This is a genomic window from Arthrobacter sp. FX8, from assembly GCF_026723805.1.
Classification (GTDB): domain Bacteria; phylum Actinomycetota; class Actinomycetes; order Actinomycetales; family Micrococcaceae; genus Arthrobacter.
Map to the genome: position 1 here is coordinate 4,173,023 of NZ_CP113505.1, position 16,260 is coordinate 4,189,282.

The window sequence follows — 16,260 nt, forward strand, 5'->3', positions numbered from 1 at the left end:
CACCCCAGGAGCCCTGCCGCATGACCGCCCCCACCCGGCTTCGGGCCGAGCACCTGTTAGAAGCGATGGGCCTGACCATCCGGGAGCCCAGGCTCAGCTGGACGCCTCCCGGCGGAACCACAAGCCAGGCGGCATACCGCATCACCGCAAGCAACGGCTGGGACACGGGGAAGGTCGAGTCGGCCGCCTGCAGCGGCATCCCGTACGGCGGGCCGGCGCTGCGCTCGCGGGACCGGTTCGAGTGGCGCGTCCGCACCTGGGACAGGGACGAAAAAGGCACCGAAACACCAAGCGGCTGGTCCAGCCCCATGCCGGTGGAGCTGGGGCTGATGCATGCCGAGGACTGGACGGCGCAGTGGATCGGGCCAGACGAGCCCCAAGTTCCGGCGCCAGGAGACCGGCCCGGCTACGCCCTCACCAAGACCTTCACCCTGCCGGCGGCCCCGCAGAAGGCCCGCGCCTACGCCACCGCGCACGGCATCTATGAGCTATTCATCAACGGCCACCGCGTGGGCGACCAGCAACTCACCCCAGGCTCCACCAGCTACAACACCACGCTCCAGGTCCAGGCCCACGACGTCACCGCCCTGATCCGTGAAGGCAGCAACACCGTGCGCGCCGTCCTCACCGACGGCTGGTACCGCGGCACGTTCGAATACACGCGCGACGCCGACATGTACGGAACGCACACGGCCTTCCTGGCGCAGCTCGAACTGGAGTCACGGGCCGGCAGGCAGGTCATCGGCACCGACAGCTCGTGGCTGGTGTCCGCCACGGAGATCCTCAGCGCCGACCTTATGGCGGGCCAGGGCGTGGACTTCAGGAAGGCCGACGGCGGCAGCGCACCTAAGGCGGGCAACGGCGCCCCGGTTGCCCGCGCACCCCGGCCGTGTTCCGCCGTCGTCCGTCCCGGCAGTTTCACCGCACTGGCCGGACCCCTTGCGCCGCCCACCCGGGAGGCGCAGGAACTGTTCCGGCGTCCATCACGCGGCTGGCCAACGGCAGCCAGGTGGTGGACTTTGGCCAGAACATCCACGGCTGGGTCCGGCTCACCAGGCTCGGCGCACCGGGCGAAACCGTCACCCTGGAATACGGCGAAGCGCTCGGAGCGGACGGTGACGTCAACCGGGACCATCTGCGCCCCCTCGACTTCCGGGCGCCGGGAGCCTTCCGGGACGCAGGCCAGGTGGACACCGTCATCGCCTCGGGTGCCCCCGGGGAAGTCTTCGAACCCCGGCACACCACCCACGGCTTCCGGTACGTCTCGGTCCAGGGCCTCGCCGCGGGCCTCCAGCCGGGAGACATCACCGGCTGCCTGGTGCGGACGGACCTGGAACGTATTGGCACCTTCAGCTGCAGCGATGCGCGCCTGAACACACTGCATGACATCGTGGAATGGAGCTTCCTGGGCAACTCCTGCGAGGTCCCCACCGACTGCCCTCAGCGCGAGAAAGCCGGCTGGACCGGGGACTGGCAGCTGTTTGTCCCCACTGCCGCCTACCTTTTCGACGTCACAGGCTTCTCCCGCAAGTGGCTGCGCGACGTCCGTGCAGACCAATGGGAGAACGGCGTCATCACCAACATCTCGCCGTCCCCCGGGCCCGCGGCCACCTCGGCGGAGTTCATGGGCTTCACCAACGGGTCCGCCGGCTGGGGCGATGCGGTGGTGATGGTGCCCTGGGAGGTCTACCTGGCGTCAGGGGACGCCGGGATCCTCGCCGAAAACTGGGAGGCCATGCAGCGGTGGCTTCACTTTGTGCAGGCTACCGCCGAAACGGAGCGGCACGCCGCGCGCGCCGCCGCAAGCGCAGCACCCGCGCCGCACGAGCGGTACCTGTGGGACACCGGCTTCCACTTTGGTGAATGGATGGAACCGGACGGCCCCGAACCTGACCTGTTCGCCGCCCGCAGCGCCGACCACGGGATCGTGGCCACGGCCTACTACCGGCACACCACGGACGTGATGGCACGAATCGCTGCTGTCCTGGGCCTGGATACAGAGGCCGCCGAGCTCGCGGACCTTTCACACCTGATCCGGGACGCGTGGGAGACGGAATACCTTGATTTTTCCGGCAGCGTAATCCAAGCCACGCAGGCCAACTGCGTCCGCGCCCTGGCCTTCGACCTTGTCAGCCCCGAACACCGCCCCACGGTCACCTCGCAGCTGGCCGCCCTGATCCGGAACGCCGGCACCCACCTGGGCACCGGCTTCCTGGCCACGCCCTACCTGCTCCCGGTCCTGGCGGACAACGGACAACTGGACCTGGCCTATGAACTCCTGATGCAGGACTCGGAACCGTCCTGGCTGACCATGGTGGACCGCGGCGCCACCACCGTGTGGGAGTTGTGGAACGGCCTCGATGCCAACGGCACGCCGCACCAGTCGCTCAACCACTACAGCAAGGGTGCCGTGGTCTCCTTCCTGCACCGCTACACCGCCGGCCTGCGGCAGGCGCCCGGAAGCGCAGGCTGGGAGCGCATCATCATCGAGCCCCGCCCCGGCGCCGGCCTGGCATCCGCCTCCACCTCACACACGGGGCCACGGGGCCTGATCCAGGTGGCCTGGACTGCGGCGGAAGGAGCAAAGGACGGCGGCGTGCTGACGCTCACAGCCACGATTCCCTCCGGCACCACCGCGGAGGTGCGGCTGCCCGGCGCGCCGGCCGCCGTCGTCGGGCCGGGACACCACACTTTCCCTGGCGCCACCGGCCGGGGCACTGCACAACCTACGCTGATGAGGAGCACACTATGACAGTGGATGACGCTACCGGGGTACTCGACCTGTCCCCTTCCGACATGTCGCGTTCTGACATATCCCGTCCCGACACCTCCCGTCCCGGAGGCAGGAAGGTTCCGCCGTTCCCTGTCTTCGATGCCCCGGGCACGGCGGAGCAGGTCTCGGACGTATCCTCCGTGCACCGTGAAGTCACCTACGCCCGGGCCATCGGATTCCGGCCGCTGAAGATGGACATCTGGCTGCCCCGCAAGGCCTTTGGGACCACGCCGATGGTCCTCTGGGTGCACGGCGGAGCGTTCCAGCTGGGCGACCGCCGCGAACTGCCGCCCACCTTCGCCCCCGATTCCGTGTTCCGGCTGCTCAACGAGGCAGGCATCGCCTGCGCCACGGCAGACTACCGGCACTCGCTGGAGGCGCCGTTCCCGGCACAGCTCCACGACCTCAAAGCCGCGGTCCGCTACCTCCGGGAGTTCGCCGGGGACCTCAGCATCGACCCGGACAGGTTTGGCGCCTGGGGCGAATCAGCAGGCGGCCACCTGGTAGCGCTCCTGGGACTCACCGGCAAGCGCGAAGACCTGGAGGGCGGTCTCGGTGCGCAGGGGCACCCAAGCAGCGTCAGCGCCGTCGTCGACTTCTACGGCGTGTCTTCGCTGGTGGACATCCCGCCAATAGTCACCCCGGACGGGCTCTTTCCCCCGTCCTTGACTGCCGCTGTCCCGCCGGGAATGTCGCTGCAGCCCGAGCAGATGCTGGTGGGCGGATCGGACGACCCGAAACTGCTGGCCGCGGCCAGCCCCGTCAGCTACGTATCGGCGGATGCCGCCCCGTTCTTCCTGGTCCACGGCGATTCGGATGGACTGGTCCCGCACTCGCAGACCCAGCTTCTGGCCGCCGCGCTCGCGGGCGCCGGCGTGGAACATGACGTCATGACCATCACGGGCGGCGACCACTGCTTCTTCGGCGCCGAGGACCAGTTGGATACCATCCTGGCCACAGCCGTTGACTACTTCTCACGGAAGTTGGGAACACCATGACACCCCGCACAAAACCAGACGTGGCTTCCCCCGACGCCACCCCGGCCGGCCCACAGGGGAGGCCGCTGCCGGTTTCGCTGAGTACCTGGCCAGCCCGGAAGGACCGCAGTTCCTAAACCCGGACGCCCTGCGCTCACCCGGGCCGGACGTCCCCATCCGCGCCGTGACGGCCGACGGCCGGCACGGGCCGGTGGCCATCCGGATCTACGGGGAACCGGCCGGCGCGGACAGCCCCGCCCTCGTGTGGCTGCACGGCGGCGGATTCGTCAGCGGCAGCGTGGATAGCCCGGAGTCGGATTACCTGGCGCGGGTGCTCGCGAACCAGGGCACGCCGGTGCTGTCCGTGGACTACCGGCTGGCCCGCGACGGCGTGTCCTTCCCCATCCCGCACGACGACGCCCTGGCCTGCTGGTTTTGGGCCCGGAAGAACGCCGAAAGCCTGGGGCTGGATCCGGACCTGCTCTGCCTGGGCGGTGCCGGTGCCGGTGGCAACCTGGCGGTGGGCGCCGCGCTCTACCTGATTGACGCCGGAAAGCCGCTGCCCGCCAAGCTCCTGCTGGCCTACCCCTTCCTGCACGCGGAACTCCCGCCGCCGGCCGGGGACTGGATCAGCGGGTCATGGCCGGGCTGCCCCGGCACCTGCGGTTCACCGTAGAGGACTGCATCCGGACGGCCGAGAACTACGTGGGCGGCCCCGTCAGCATGGCATCGTCCTATGCGATGCCCGGCTACGCGGACCCTGCCGGACTGCCGCCCACGGCCCTGCTCGCCTGCGAGTACGACGACGCCCGCGGCTCCACCGAGCTGTTTGCTGCTGAGCTGGAACGCGCAGGGGTTCCGGTGTCCTGCTTCCTCGCCCAGGGCGCGGTCCACGGCCACCTCAACCACACCGCCGGCCTGCCGGAAGGGCAGGCGGCCCTGGATTTCCTGGCGGGTGAGCTGCTGGCAGTCCGGCGGGCGTAACGCTTCCGGCGTCCGCTGGTGCTGCCGGCACCTGGCTTACCCGGGGTTGGCCGCGCCGTCGTTGACGGAAGCATGGCTGCTGGACCAGATGTCACCCATCTCCTCGGTGGACTGCTCCACAATCCGGCTCATGGCGGCATGCGCGGCGGCTGCCTGGCCCCGCTGGATGGCGCTGGCCACATCCACGTGCATCTGCAGTGCCTCATGGTCCGGAAGATGGGGCATCAGGCCGTGCTGGGTCCGCCCCGCCAGCACTTCCGCCACGAGTTTATGCAGCTGCGAAAACATCAGGTTGCCGGAGGCGTTGAGGACAGCGGCATGGAATTCGATGTCCAGGCGCAGGAAATCTTCCTGGTCTCCCCGCTGCCCGGCCGCCCAAAGCCGGGCTGCCATGGAAACAAGGTCGCTGGCCTGGTCGAGTGAAGCGCGCTCGGCCGCGAGCCGGGCGGCCTGCGGCTCAATGGCGCCGCGCAGTTCATTCAGGGACCGCAACTGCTCCAGCCGCTTGGCCGAGGCCAGCCGCCACCGGATCACCTGGGGGTCATAGAGGTTCCAGCTGGCTTCCGGCTGAACCACCGTTCCCAGTCGGCGGCGCGATTCCAGCATGCCCATCGACGACAGGACACGGGTGGCCTCCCGGATCACGGAGCGGGACACCTTGTGCTGCGCCTCCAGCTCATCCAAGCGCAGGATCGAATTCGGGGCCAGCGTTCCCTCGGCAATGGCGAGCCCCAGGTTCTCGACCAGCGATGAATGCAGGTCCGGGGACAACGCCGCCTTTGGGATGGTCATGAATAAATCATATGGGGGCATGGCAAGGTCTTGTATATGTCTGCCTTATTTGTTTATGCTCGCTGAACACAACAGACGTAACGAGGCGTCTGTCACCCGCCCGCGAAGCTGCGGGCCTGAAGGCAAAGGAAGTCGTAATGAAGCGGCATTCAATTGTGAAGTACGCGGCAATTGCCGCAGCGATGTCGCTGGGGCTGACCGCCTGCAGCGGCGGCGGAGGCGGCAGCGACCAGGCCAAGCAGTCCGGCACCGTCCGTGTCACCCTGGCCAACCACGTGTGGACCGAGGGCATCAAGGCCGCGATTCCGGAATTCGAGAAGTCCAGCGGGCTCAAGGTGGAGCTGACCCAGCTCGGCGAGGACCAGCTCTCTGACCAGTACAACGTCAAGCTCAACGCAGGCAGCGACGAGATCGACGTGATGATGTACCGCCCGCTGCAGGAAGGCAAGGCTTTTGCCAAGAACGCTTACCTTGCGGACCTGACCAAGAACGTCTCATCGGACTCGGGCTGGGACTGGAAGGATTACCAGGAGGGCCCGGTCAAGGCCACCACCGTTGACGGCAAGGTGGTTGGTGTTCCGATCATCACCGAGCGCGAAGTCCTGTACTACCGCAAGGACCTGCTGCAGGCCGCAGGCCTCCAGGTCCCCAAGACCATGGAGGAACTGGAAGCGGCGGCCAAGGCCATCAAGGCGTCCTCCCCTGACACCGCAGGCTTCGTGGCCCGCACCGGCAAGTCCGCCGCGGTGACCCAGTTCTCCAGCTTCCTGTACAGCTTTGGCGGCGACTTCATGGACTCCAGCGGCAAGGCCTCCGTCAACACCGACGCCGCCAAGAAGGCCTACGCCTACTACGGCGGCCTGATCCGCAACTACGGTCCCGCCAACGTCAGCACGGACATGAGCTGGCCGGAGGCGATGGCAATCTTCACCCAGGGCGGTGCCGCCTTCTACACGGAGGCAGATTCGCTCTACAAGAACGCCACCGACCCCGCCAAGTCCAAGGTTGCGGACAAGGTTGGATTCGCTGCGCTGCCTGCAGGTCCCGCCGGTTCCAAGCCGTACAACATCCCCTCTTGGGCGCTGGGCGTGAACCAGAACTCCAGCAACCAGGACAACGCCTGGAAGTTCATCCAGTGGGCAACCAGCAAGGAACGCACCCTGGCAGCCCAGAAGGCCGGCGTCCCGGGCCCGCGCACCTCCGTCTGGTCCAACCCTGACGGAACCTCCACCTACCCGAAGGACCTCGCCGACGCGATCTCCGCCAGCGCCAAGAACGGTGTGGGCCACGACCGGCCCGAGGTTGTCACCGTAGGCAAGGCACGCGAAATCGTGGGTGCACCGATTGTCGCCACCATCACCGGCGGGGACGCCGCCGCAGCGGCAAACGACGCCCAGACTGCTTTCCAGACCTTCCTGGACAGCGAAAAGAAGTAGGACACCGGGCGCCTATCGCGCACCTACATCCCGCCGGGACGGCCCATGGCCGTCCCGGCGCGGCCCACTTCACCCCCAAACTCCTTAGGTGAACCATGTCTGTATTGAACCCTCCCCGCAGCGCCCGCACCCGCCGGCCCGGTGGCCCCGCCGGTGCCGGGGGAACTTTTCCGCCTGGGCCAACCGGCACCGAAAGTGGCTCTTCGCGGCACCGGCAATGATCTTCGTCGGCGTCCTGATCATCTTTCCGCTGGCCTGGACCGTGTACCTCAGCCTCACCGACTCCCAGGGATCCGTGCGGGCCGCAACGGAGTTCATCGGGCTGCAGAACTACATCACGGTCCTCAGCGATACCGAGCGTTTCTGGCCCGCCGTGGGCCGCACCCTTTCCTTCACTGGCGTCGCACTGGCCTTCGAAGTGGTGCTGGGCATGGGCGTGGCGCTGCTTCTGTGGCGGCCCTTCCGGGGTGAAAAGTGGGTCCGGGTGGCCATCCTGCTGCCGCTCGTGGCCACGCCCGTGGCGGTCGGCATGATGTGGCGGCTGATCTTCGATCCCAACATCGGCTTCGTCAACCAGCTCCTGGGCATGGTGGGCATTCCGCCCCAGCCGTGGCTGTCCGGCCAGGACACCGCCCTGGGCACCACCATCTTCATGGACGTCTGGCAGTGGACCCCCATGGTGGTCCTGATCCTGCTGGCCGGGCTGACCTCGCTGTCCGACGAACCGGACGAGGCCGCCCGCGTGGACGGCGCCAACGCCTTCCAGCGGTTCTTCTACATCACGCTGCCCCTCATGATGCCCACCGTGATCGTGGCCATCCTGCTGCGCGGCATCGATGCACTGAAGACCTTCGACATCCTTTACGCCACCAAGGGCAAGGGCGGCGGCTCGTTCCACGAAGTGGAGACGCTGAACGTCTACGCCTACGGACTCAGCTTCGACTACAACCAGTACGGGCTTTCCTCGGCGGTGCTGATCCTGTTCTTCATGATCATCATCGGCTCCATGTGGCTGCTCACCATGCGCAAGAAAGCGGTAAGCAAATGACCGTCATGACAGATTCCGCCGCCACCGCCGCGGACCGCCGGCCCCCGCGCCGCCGTAAGCCCCTGGCCACGCGCGCCTACAAGGTGTTCCGGGTCGTCGCCCTCATCCTTGTGGTGCTGTTCCTGCTTGCGCCGCTCTTCTGGATGCTGCTGGCATCGCTGAAGACCAACGTGGATATCTACGACACCGGCAAGGCGTTCCTGTTCTCGCCCACCATCGAGAACTACGCCAATGTGCTGCAGCGCAACAACTACTTCGTGTTCATCTTCAACAGCTTCTGGGTTGCCTTCGTCTCCACCGCGCTGTCAATCGTCCTCGGCGTCCCGGCTGCCTACGCCATGAGCCGGTTCACCATGCACCGCTCGGCGCTGGTGGTCCTGATGGCCCGGGTCATTCCCGGCGTCTCGCTCCTGGTGCCTTGGTACTACGTCTTCTCCAACCTGCGCATGGTGGGGAAGTTCGAGGTGCTGATCCTCAGCCACATGTTCGTGGCCCTCCCGCTGATCGTGTACATCATGATGAGCTACTTCGACTCGCTGCCCCTGGAGCTGGAGGAATCAGCCGAAGTGGACGGGCTTACGCCGATCGGTGCGTTCCGGCTGATCACGCTTCCGCTGGCGGTGTCCGGCATCGCCACAGCCGGCATCCTGTCCTTTATCTTCTCCTGGAACAACTTCATGTTCGCGCTGGTGCTCTCCGGCTCCAAGACCAAGACCCTGCCGGTGGCGATCTTCGACTTCGTCTCCTACGCCAGCATCGACTGGGGCGGGCTGATGGCCGCGGCGACTGTTGTCACCATCCCCATCATGATCATTGCGCTCTTCACGCAGAAGTACATCGTCTCCGGCCTGACCGCCGGCGCCACCAAGGGTTAGGACCGCCGCGTGACCGTCATCAGCCGGATCGAAACATTCCTTGTTCCACCCCGCTGGCTCTTTGTCCGGGTCGAGACCGAAAGCGGCATCGTGGGGTGGGGCGAGGCCACCTGCGAGGGACGCAGCGAGACGGTGCGCGCCGCCGTCGGGCAACTCTCGGAGCTGCTCATCGGACGGGACGCCCTCCGGATCGAAGACCACTGGCAGGTGATGACCAAGGGGTCCTTCTACCGGGGCGGACCCATCCTTGCCAGTGCCGTCTCCGGCCTGGACCAGGCGCTGTGGGACATCGCGGGCAAGCACTTCAACACTCCGGTGCACCAGCTGCTGGGCGGCCACGTCCGCGACCGCATCCGGATGTACGGCTGGGTGGGCGGCGACGAGCCGAACGAGGTGGCGGACCAGATCAGCGCCCAGCTGGACGTGGGCCTCACTGCCGTCAAAATGAACGCCAGCGGACGGATGAGCCCGGTGGCGTCGGTGGCAGAGATCGACGGCGTCATCCGCCGTGTTGCCGCGGCCCGGCAGGTCCTGGGCGACCACCGGGACGTCGCCGTCGACTTCCATGGCCGGTTCAGCCTGGCCAACGCCAGGCGGGTGGCCCCCTTGCTGGAACCCTTCCGGCCCTTCTTCCTCGAAGAGCCCGTGGTGCCGGAAAACACCCACCTGCTCCGGGAATTCACCGCGTCCACCACCACCCCGGTGTCCACGGGGGAGCGGCTGTACAGCCGGCAGGAGTTCCTGCCGGCGCTGCAGGCGGGCATCGCGGTGGCCCAGCCGGACCTCTCCCATGCCGGCGGCATCACCGAGGTCCGGAAGATCGCGGCCCTGGCCGAGGTCTACGAAGTCCAGCTGGCACCGCACTGCCCGCTGGGACCGCTGGCGCTGGCCGCCTGCCTCCAGGTGGGCTTCGCCACGCCCAACTTCCTCATCCAGGAACAAAGCATCGGCATCCACTACAACCAGGGCGCCGAAGTCCTGGACTACGTGGTGGACAAGACGCCGTTCAAGTTCGTAAACGGCCACATCGAGCGTCTCACCGGGCCCGGACTGGGCGTCGAAATCGACGAGGCCGTGGTGCGGGCAGCGGACAAGCGCGGCCATGCCTGGCGCGGACCTGTGTGGCGCCACTCCGACGGATCCTTCGCAGAATGGTGAATCCCATGACATCCCAAAATCCAGCCGTCACCTCCGCCGGCCTGCTGGCCGGCATCCGGCAGTCGCGGCTTGTCGGCATTGTCCGCGGGAACGACGGCGGTGCTGCCGCCAAGGCGGCGCTGGCCGCCATGGAGGAAGGCTTCCGGTACGTGGAGATCGCCCTCACCACGCCCAACGCGCTGGAGGCAATCCGCGAGGTCCGCGCGGCTGCGCCGGCCGGCTGCCTGGTGGGCGCCGGCACCGTCCTGAGCGAGGCCGACGTCGAACACGTCACCGCTGCCGGCGGCCAGTTCATCGTCACCCCTCCCTTGCCCCCTCCATCAGCGAGGCGGCCAGTGCCGGCATCCCGGTCCTGGCCGGCGCGCTGACCCCCAGCGAGGCCTATGAGGCGATGGAACGCGGTGCCACCGCCATCAAGCTTTTCCCGGCATCGATCGGCGGGCCCGGCTACCTGAAGGCAGTCCGCGATCCCTTCCCGGACATCCCCTTCATCGCCGTGGGCGGCGTGGGCCTCGGCGAGGCGGCCGGGTACTGGGAAGCCGGGGCGATCGCCGTCGGCCTGGGCGGTCCGCTGTTCGGCAGCGCAGCCTCCGGCGGCGACCTCACGGAAATGCGGGAACGTGCCCGCAGCTTCCTGGCCCTTGCGGCCGAATTTGCTGCCCGTGCCGGAACCGGGACCCCTTCATGAGCGTTTGCCTGCTGACCTTCGGCGAGTCCATGGTCTCACTCCGCGCCGGCGGCCCCCTGGCGAACGGCGGCACCCTGAACATGCAGGTGGCGGGGGCAGAATCGAACGTTGCCATCGGCGTCGCACGGCTTGGCCACAGCGCTGCCTGGGCCGGGGCAGTGGGCGCGGACCCGCACGGCGAGTTCATCCTGAAGCAACTGCGCGGCGAAGGCGTCCAGCTGCACCACACCGTGCATGCGGACCGGAGCACCGGGGTGATGTTCCTGGAGCAGCGCACCGCCGACCTCAGCCGGGCCTTCTACTACCGCGCCGGATCGGCGGGAGCCACCATCTCCCGTGGCCAGGTTGCTGCGGCCCTGGATGGCGGAACACGGATCCTGCACCTGACCGGCATCACCCCGGCACTCAGCCCGGAAGCGCGGGACGCGGTGGAGTACGCCGCGGAACGGGCAGCGGCTGAAGGCGTGGTGGTCTCCCTGGACGTGAACTACCGGAGCAAGCTTTGGTCCCGGGACCAGGCGGGAGCCGTGCTCGGCCCCCTGGCCCGGCACGCCACCATCGTCATAGCGTCCGACGACGAACTCGACCTGGTTGCCGTCCCGCCGGATGGGAACGGGGAGGCAACGTCCCCGGCCGATGAGGCCCGTGCGGCCGCGCACCTGTTGGAGCTGGGGGTCAGCGAGGTGGTGGTGAAGCGCGGCGCCGCGGGGGCCGCGGTCCATACAGCCGACGGCCTTCTTGAAGCTCCGGCCATCCCGGTGACGTGCGTGGACACCGTGGGGGCCGGAGACGCGTTCACCGCCGGTTACCTTTCCGCCCTGCTCGACGGCGAAGACGTCGCCGGCCGCCTCAAGCGCGGCATCCTCGCCGGCGCCTTCGCCGTCAGCACGCGCGGCGATTGGGAGGGCCTGCCGCGCCGCGATGAACTCGCCCTGCTCGACTCCGCCAGGGGCAGCACCCAGCGCTGACAAACTGCCCACCCCAACGGGAAATTCCCATCTACCCAAAGCCCCTACCCGAAAGCCAGCTGTGAAGATTATTGCCGCGGAAGTGTTCGTTACCAGCCCCACCCGAAACTTCGTGACCCTCCGGATCACCACGGACGAGGGCGTGACGGGCATTGGTGATGCCACCCTGAACGGCCGCGAGCTGGCTGTGGCCGCCTACCTGAAGGAGCATGTGGCGCAGTTGCTCATTGGCAAGGATCCGCACCGGATTGAGGATACGTGGCAGTTCCTGTACCGGAGTGCGTATTGGCGGCGGGGTCCGGTGACGATGGCGGCGATCGCTGCGGTGGATATGGCGTTGTGGGATATCAAGGGCAAGGTGGCCGGGTTGCCGGTGTACCAGTTGCTCGGTGGTGCGTCGCGGAACGGGTTGCGGGCGTATGGGCATGCTTCGGGTGCGGATATTGAGTCGTTGTTTGATTCGGTGCGGGAGCATCTGGAGTTGGGGTACAGGTCGATCCGGATCCAGACGGCGATCCCGGGGATCAAGGCCGTGTATGGCGTTGCGGCGCAGGCGCAGGCTTCGGGGGAGCGGTATGACTATGAGCCGGCCGGGCGGGGTGCGTTCCCGCAGGAGGAGGACTGGGATACCCGGGCGTACCTGCGGCACCTGCCCACGGTGTTTGAGGCGGTCCGGAACGAGTTCGGCCCGGAGATCCCGTTGCTGCATGACGGGCATCACCGGATGACGCCGATCCAGGCGGCGAAGCTGGGCAAGGCGTTGGAGCCGTATGACTTGTTCTGGTTGGAGGACTGCACGCCGGCGGAGAACCAGGAGGGGCTGCGCCTGGTGCGGCAGCACACCACCACGCCGTTGGCGATCGGGGAGATCTTCAATACGGTGTTTGACTTCCAGACGCTGATCAAGGAGCAGTTGATTGATTATGTGCGGGCGGCGTCCACGCATTTCGGTGGGATCAGTCCGTTGAAGAAGGTGATGGATTTCGCGGCGCAGTACCAGATCAAGTCCGGTTTCCACGGTCCGACGGATATTTCCCCGGTGGGCTTCGCGGCGCAGCTGCACGTGGGGTTGGCGATCCATAACTACGGGATCCAGGAGTACATGCAGCACTCGGCCAAGACCAACGAGGTCTTCGAGCAGTCCATGACGTTCGTGGACGGGTACCTGCACCCGGGCGACAAGCCGGGCATCGGCGTCGAATTCAACGAAGAAGCCGCCGCGGCCTACCCCTACCAGCAGGCCTACCTGCCCTACAACCGCCTCGTCGACGGCACCGTCCACGACTGGTGAGACCGCCACGACTGGCAAGGACCGCCACGACGCGTGAGGCTGGCCGGGCAAGCCGCTGCTTGCGGGGGGGGGGGGGGCGCCCTAACCCTTGAGCCGGAAGGCCCGGCTCTCCCCGGCGAGTTCGGGGGCGAGCCGGGCTACCGTCTCCTCCGCGTAGGAGGCAGCCCTCTCCATCAGTGAGTTGTAGAGGGTGACGAAAATCCGGCGCGCCTCGAACAGTGGAAAATCGTGGGGCAACAGGTCCGGAGGTAAGCCCGGGTCCTCCCAGGGGAAAGCGCGCCACGCATCCATCACCTCGGTCCTCAGCCGGAAGGCCTCCTCCCCGCTCAGGCGCTGGGCGTCAAGTGTCTGGGCCTTCCCACGGTAGGCATCGATAAAGGGTGCGTACTGCCCGCGGAGTTCGTCCAGGTCCCAGGCCTCGATCAACGGCCGGCCGCGTAGTTCCTCCTCAGGCGTGCGGAAGATCGCATAGTTGTCCACGCCCAGATGCCGGCAGGAGTCCTCCAGATCCTGCACCGTGTCCCACGCGGAAACCCAGACCGCGCCGTACAGCGGAGCGAAACCAAGCCACTTGAGCCGGCTGCGGAGCAGGTCACGCACCTCCCTGGAGCTCTCGGGAACGGTGAAGGCCATGACAGTCCACATTCTGTCCCACCGGCGGTCCTTGGAACCGAAACCACTGACCTGGCCCACACCCACGTCGAGGCGGGCCTGGGCTTCCGGCGTGAAGCGGTAACGGGACGTTCGTCCCGCGTTCGACTGTTCCAGCACCCCTCGTCCGGCCAGGCGGCTCAGCGCCGTAGAGGCGGCCGACGCGCTGATGCCCAGTGCTCCCGCCAGGGCCACGATCAGTCGTGAGGGCAGCCATCCGGTGTACTCCCGCCAATAGTCCGCCATCATCGTCACCACCAGGTGCTGGGAAGCGGATCCCTTCAACGGCCGCGGAAAATTGACCTGCTCGGCGGCAACGCGGTGTGCGGCGGGGTCGCCGGAGTGGACGTGGAGGTTGCTGGTCACGGTCCATCTTCTCAGGCGTAGAGGGAACGGCAAATTGAACCTTGCAGTTTCCTTGACGGCCGTTGCAATAAGCGCATAACATCTATCCAAGTGATCCGGCCCACACCCCGCGCCGGTAGCTTTTCCCGCCGCAGGAGCGAGTCAGGCCCTGCTTCAAAACTTTCCAGGAGATCCGCAATGACCGCAGGTCCCGGTCCGCTGACGCCGTTGTCACCGGACACCGTTTCCGTCCCCGCCACAGCTTCCAAGGGCAACGCCAACGCCCGCCGTGCCGCTGCCGCAAGCTTTATTGGCAGCACCCTCGAGTACTACGACTTCTTCATCTACGGCTCTGCTTCGGCGTTGATATTCAACAAAATCTTCTTTCCCGGCATCGACCCATCCCTGGGCATGGTGCTTTCCATGGCCACGATTGGCATCGGCTATGTGGTGCGGCCCCTGGCGGCCGGCGTGATTGGCCACTTTGGTGACCGCATCGGCCGCCGGCAGATGCTGGTCCTGACGCTGGTCCTCATGGGCGTGGCCACGTTCCTGATCGGCTGCCTTCCGCCCGTGTCGGTGATCGGCGCCGCCGCCCCGATCCTGCTGGTACTCCTGCGCGCACTGCAGGGGCTTCGGCCGCCGGCGAGTCCGTGGGTGCCGTGACCATGACCATGGAACACGCCCCTACCCACAGGAGGGCCTTCTACGCCAGCTGGGTCAACACGGGAGCGGTGGCCGGCATCATGCTGGCGTCGCTCGCGTTCCTTGCGGTATCGCTGCTGCCGCAGGACGATTTGCTCGCATGGGGATGGCGCCTGCCGTTCCTTGCCAGCATCCTGGTTGTCGTGGTGGGCCTGTACATCAGGCTCCGCCTTCCGGAATCGGAAGTGTTCGAGGCCGCAAAGGAATCTGCGGGCGCCCAGGAACTGCCCATCAAGGTGGTCCTGCGCGACCATTGGGCCACCATCCTCAAGGTGATCCTGTTCGGTCTCTGGAGCGTCGTTTCCTCGGTGTTCGCGGCCTTCGGTCTTGCCTACGCCGGCAAGCTCGGAGTCCCCGCGGCCGTCATGCTCACCGTCACTATCGTCACCGCGGCCCTGGGCATCGTCGTCCAGCCGTACGCAGGCATCCTGGCCGACCGGATCGGACGTAAACCGGTGTTCATCACCGGCAACATCGTCTGCGCGGCGTCGGTGTTCGCGTTCTTCTGGTCGATCAGCGCCGGCTCCATCCCGCTGATCTTTGCCACGGCCATCCTCTTCATGACCGTCGGCTACGGCATGGTCAACCCGCTTGGCCCATCCATGACCGCGGAAATGTTCGAAACCAGGATCCGCTACACCGGAGCTGCCACTGCCTCCCAGCTGGGGCTCGTCGTCACCGGCTTTGCTCCCGCCATTGCCGCCGCCATCGTCCAGCCCGGCCCTGACGGGTGGCTGCCCGTTGCCTTCTTCACGGCCGCCTGCTGCCTCGTCTCCGCCGTCGTGACCGCCGTGTGGGTCAAGGAGACCTACCGGACCCGGACCGAAGACCTCGGCAAGCAACCCGCCTCCGCGGCCTAGCACCCCCACCCAAACGAAAGGCACCCACGTGCGCTACCTTGTCGTCGTCGACGGCGATGTTGAAGCAACCATGACCGACGGAACCATCCTCCGGTCCACCGTCTACCGGCCGGACGCGCCGGATGAAACCTTCCCGGTGCTGCTCACGCGCACGCCCTACGGGCGGGACCTGGCGGTCAACTCGGCGTACTTCAATCCGCTGACCGTTGCGGCGGCCGGGTACGTGGTGGTGATGCAGGACTGCCGCGGCAGGTTCGGCTCGGACGGCAGGTTTGAGCCTTCGGTCAATGAAGCGTCCGACGGCGCCACAACAGTGGAGTGGGCCGCGCGCCTTCCGTGGTCCAACGGCAGGGTGGGCATGTGGGGCCGGTCCTACTTCGCGGAAACCCAGTGGCGTGCCGCCCGGCAGTCCCCGGCAGCGCTCAAGGCCCTGGCGCCGGGGGTCTCGGCGGGCGGCAACGCCAACAACGGTGCGCTGTACAGGGGCGGTGCCCATGAGCTGGGCAGCCGCCTGGCCTGGGGGCACGCCTCGATTTCCCTGAATGAACTGATGCGGGAACATGCTGACGATCCCGAGCGGCGCGCGAAGGAGCTCCAGGAATGGCTTGCCCTGGACACTGGATTTGCCGATGGTTCCTGCTACGGAGTCCTCCCGCTGCGGGACCTGGAACCCAGGCTGGGCACCTTCCTTCGCAACGAGGTCACCCCG

General features: G+C 67.1%; 13 protein-coding genes and 4 pseudogenes. 15 read left to right on the forward strand and 2 right to left on the reverse strand.

Going from position 1 to position 16,260, the window contains the following annotated elements; translation table 11 throughout:
• Nucleotides 1-65: 65 nt before the first annotated feature.
• The 5 genes and pseudogenes from OUO20_RS21775 to OUO20_RS19620 all read left to right on the forward strand — a co-directional run.
• Nucleotides 66-776: pseudogene (locus OUO20_RS21775) on the forward strand (alpha-L-rhamnosidase N-terminal domain-containing protein); the annotation flags it as partial.
• A gap of 236 nt (nt 777-1,012) precedes the next feature.
• Complete coding sequence (locus OUO20_RS19605; RefSeq protein WP_268003473.1) at nt 1,013-2,752, forward strand: family 78 glycoside hydrolase catalytic domain; 1,740 nt, start codon at nt 1,013-1,015, stop codon at nt 2,750-2,752.
• On the forward strand, nt 2,749-3,771 hold the full coding sequence (locus OUO20_RS19610; RefSeq protein ID WP_268002472.1) for an alpha/beta hydrolase: 1,023 nt from the start codon (nt 2,749-2,751) through the stop codon (nt 3,769-3,771). Before OUO20_RS19605 ends, OUO20_RS19610 begins: the two co-directional genes overlap by 4 nt.
• The gene (locus tag OUO20_RS19615) at nt 3,737-4,426 is read left to right on the forward strand and encodes an alpha/beta hydrolase (protein ID WP_268002473.1); all 690 of its coding nucleotides are present in this window, start codon (nt 3,737-3,739) and stop codon (nt 4,424-4,426) included. The genes OUO20_RS19610 and OUO20_RS19615 overlap by 35 nt, the downstream gene beginning before the upstream one ends.
• Nucleotides 4,390-4,734: an alpha/beta hydrolase gene (locus OUO20_RS19620; protein WP_268002474.1), complete on the forward strand. Its 345-nt coding sequence runs from the start codon at nt 4,390-4,392 to the stop codon at nt 4,732-4,734. The genes OUO20_RS19615 and OUO20_RS19620 overlap by 37 nt, the downstream gene beginning before the upstream one ends.
• Nucleotides 4,735-4,770: 36 nt before the next feature.
• Here the strand turns inward: OUO20_RS19620 and OUO20_RS19625 are convergent, their stop codons facing one another.
• Nucleotides 4,771-5,526: a FadR/GntR family transcriptional regulator gene (locus OUO20_RS19625; protein ID WP_018770863.1), complete on the reverse strand. Its 756-nt coding sequence runs from the start codon at nt 5,524-5,526 to the stop codon at nt 4,771-4,773.
• Between the two features lie 137 nt (nt 5,527-5,663).
• Here OUO20_RS19625 and OUO20_RS19630 point away from each other — a divergent pair, with 137 nt between their 5' ends.
• The 7 genes and pseudogenes from OUO20_RS19630 to manD all read left to right on the forward strand — a co-directional run bounded on the left by OUO20_RS19630 (nt 5,664) and on the right by manD (nt 12,990).
• Nucleotides 5,664-6,962, forward strand: a complete 1,299-nt coding sequence (locus OUO20_RS19630; RefSeq protein WP_134165247.1) for an ABC transporter substrate-binding protein — start codon at nt 5,664-5,666, stop codon at nt 6,960-6,962.
• An 88-nt stretch (nt 6,963-7,050) separates the two neighbouring features.
• Nucleotides 7,051-8,010 carry a carbohydrate ABC transporter permease gene (locus OUO20_RS19635; protein ID WP_268002475.1) on the forward strand — a complete coding sequence of 320 codons (960 nt, stop codon included), beginning with the start codon at nt 7,051-7,053 and terminating at the stop codon, nt 8,008-8,010.
• The gene (locus tag OUO20_RS19640) at nt 8,007-8,885 is read left to right on the forward strand and encodes a carbohydrate ABC transporter permease (protein ID WP_018770860.1); all 879 of its coding nucleotides are present in this window, start codon (nt 8,007-8,009) and stop codon (nt 8,883-8,885) included. Before OUO20_RS19635 ends, OUO20_RS19640 begins: the two co-directional genes overlap by 4 nt.
• Before the next feature lie 9 nt (nt 8,886-8,894).
• Nucleotides 8,895-10,043 carry a galactonate dehydratase gene (gene dgoD / locus OUO20_RS19645; protein WP_268002476.1) on the forward strand — a complete coding sequence of 383 codons (1,149 nt, stop codon included), beginning with the start codon at nt 8,895-8,897 and terminating at the stop codon, nt 10,041-10,043.
• Nucleotides 10,044-10,048: 5 nt separating this feature from the next.
• Nucleotides 10,049-10,731, forward strand: a pseudogene (locus tag OUO20_RS19650) (bifunctional 4-hydroxy-2-oxoglutarate aldolase/2-dehydro-3-deoxy-phosphogluconate aldolase).
• Nucleotides 10,728-11,699: a sugar kinase gene (locus OUO20_RS19655; protein WP_268002477.1), complete on the forward strand. Its 972-nt coding sequence runs from the start codon at nt 10,728-10,730 to the stop codon at nt 11,697-11,699. Before OUO20_RS19650 ends, OUO20_RS19655 begins: the two are co-directional and overlap by 4 nt.
• Nucleotides 11,700-11,760: 61 nt before the next feature.
• Complete coding sequence (gene manD, locus OUO20_RS19660) at nt 11,761-12,990, forward strand: D-mannonate dehydratase ManD (protein WP_268002478.1); 1,230 nt, start codon at nt 11,761-11,763, stop codon at nt 12,988-12,990.
• 81 nt (nt 12,991-13,071) lie between these two features.
• On the opposite strand, the gene OUO20_RS19665 is transcribed toward manD, so the two are convergent.
• The gene (locus OUO20_RS19665) at nt 13,072-14,007 is read right to left on the reverse strand and encodes a PaaX family transcriptional regulator (RefSeq protein WP_268002479.1); all 936 of its coding nucleotides are present in this window, start codon (nt 14,005-14,007) and stop codon (nt 13,072-13,074) included.
• 177 nt (nt 14,008-14,184) lie between these two features.
• On the opposite strand from OUO20_RS19665, the pseudogene OUO20_RS19670 reads away from it, so the two are divergent.
• The 3 genes and pseudogenes from OUO20_RS19670 to OUO20_RS19680 form a co-directional block, all read left to right on the forward strand.
• Nucleotides 14,185-14,837, forward strand: a pseudogene (locus OUO20_RS19670) (MFS transporter); the annotation flags it as partial.
• Nucleotides 14,838-15,056: 219 nt separating this feature from the next.
• Nucleotides 15,057-15,551: an MFS transporter gene (locus tag OUO20_RS21615; protein ID WP_326498098.1), complete on the forward strand. Its 495-nt coding sequence runs from the start codon at nt 15,057-15,059 to the stop codon at nt 15,549-15,551.
• Nucleotides 15,552-15,621: 70 nt separating this feature from the next.
• A pseudogene (locus OUO20_RS19680) lies at nt 15,622-16,083 on the forward strand (CocE/NonD family hydrolase); the annotation flags it as partial.
• Nucleotides 16,084-16,260: the final 177 nt, after the last annotated feature.

What these genes read in the sequence shown, in the direction of transcription:
- OUO20_RS19610 (WP_268002472.1), top strand. Translation starts at nt 2,749, where the DNA reads ATGACAGTGGATGACGCTACCGGGGTACTCGACCTGTCCCCTTCCGAC.
- OUO20_RS19620 (WP_268002474.1), top strand. Translation starts at nt 4,390, where the DNA reads ATGGCCGGGCTGCCCCGGCACCTGCGGTTCACCGTAGAGGACTGCATC.
- OUO20_RS19625 (WP_018770863.1), bottom strand. Translation starts at nt 5,526, where the DNA reads ATGACCATCCCAAAGGCGGCGTTGTCCCCGGACCTGCATTCATCGCTG.
- OUO20_RS19630 (WP_134165247.1), top strand. Translation starts at nt 5,664, where the DNA reads ATGAAGCGGCATTCAATTGTGAAGTACGCGGCAATTGCCGCAGCGATG.
- OUO20_RS19640 (WP_018770860.1), top strand. Translation starts at nt 8,007, where the DNA reads ATGACCGTCATGACAGATTCCGCCGCCACCGCCGCGGACCGCCGGCCC.
- OUO20_RS19655 (WP_268002477.1), top strand. Translation starts at nt 10,728, where the DNA reads ATGAGCGTTTGCCTGCTGACCTTCGGCGAGTCCATGGTCTCACTCCGC.
- OUO20_RS21615 (WP_326498098.1), top strand. Translation starts at nt 15,057, where the DNA reads ATGCTCACCGTCACTATCGTCACCGCGGCCCTGGGCATCGTCGTCCAG.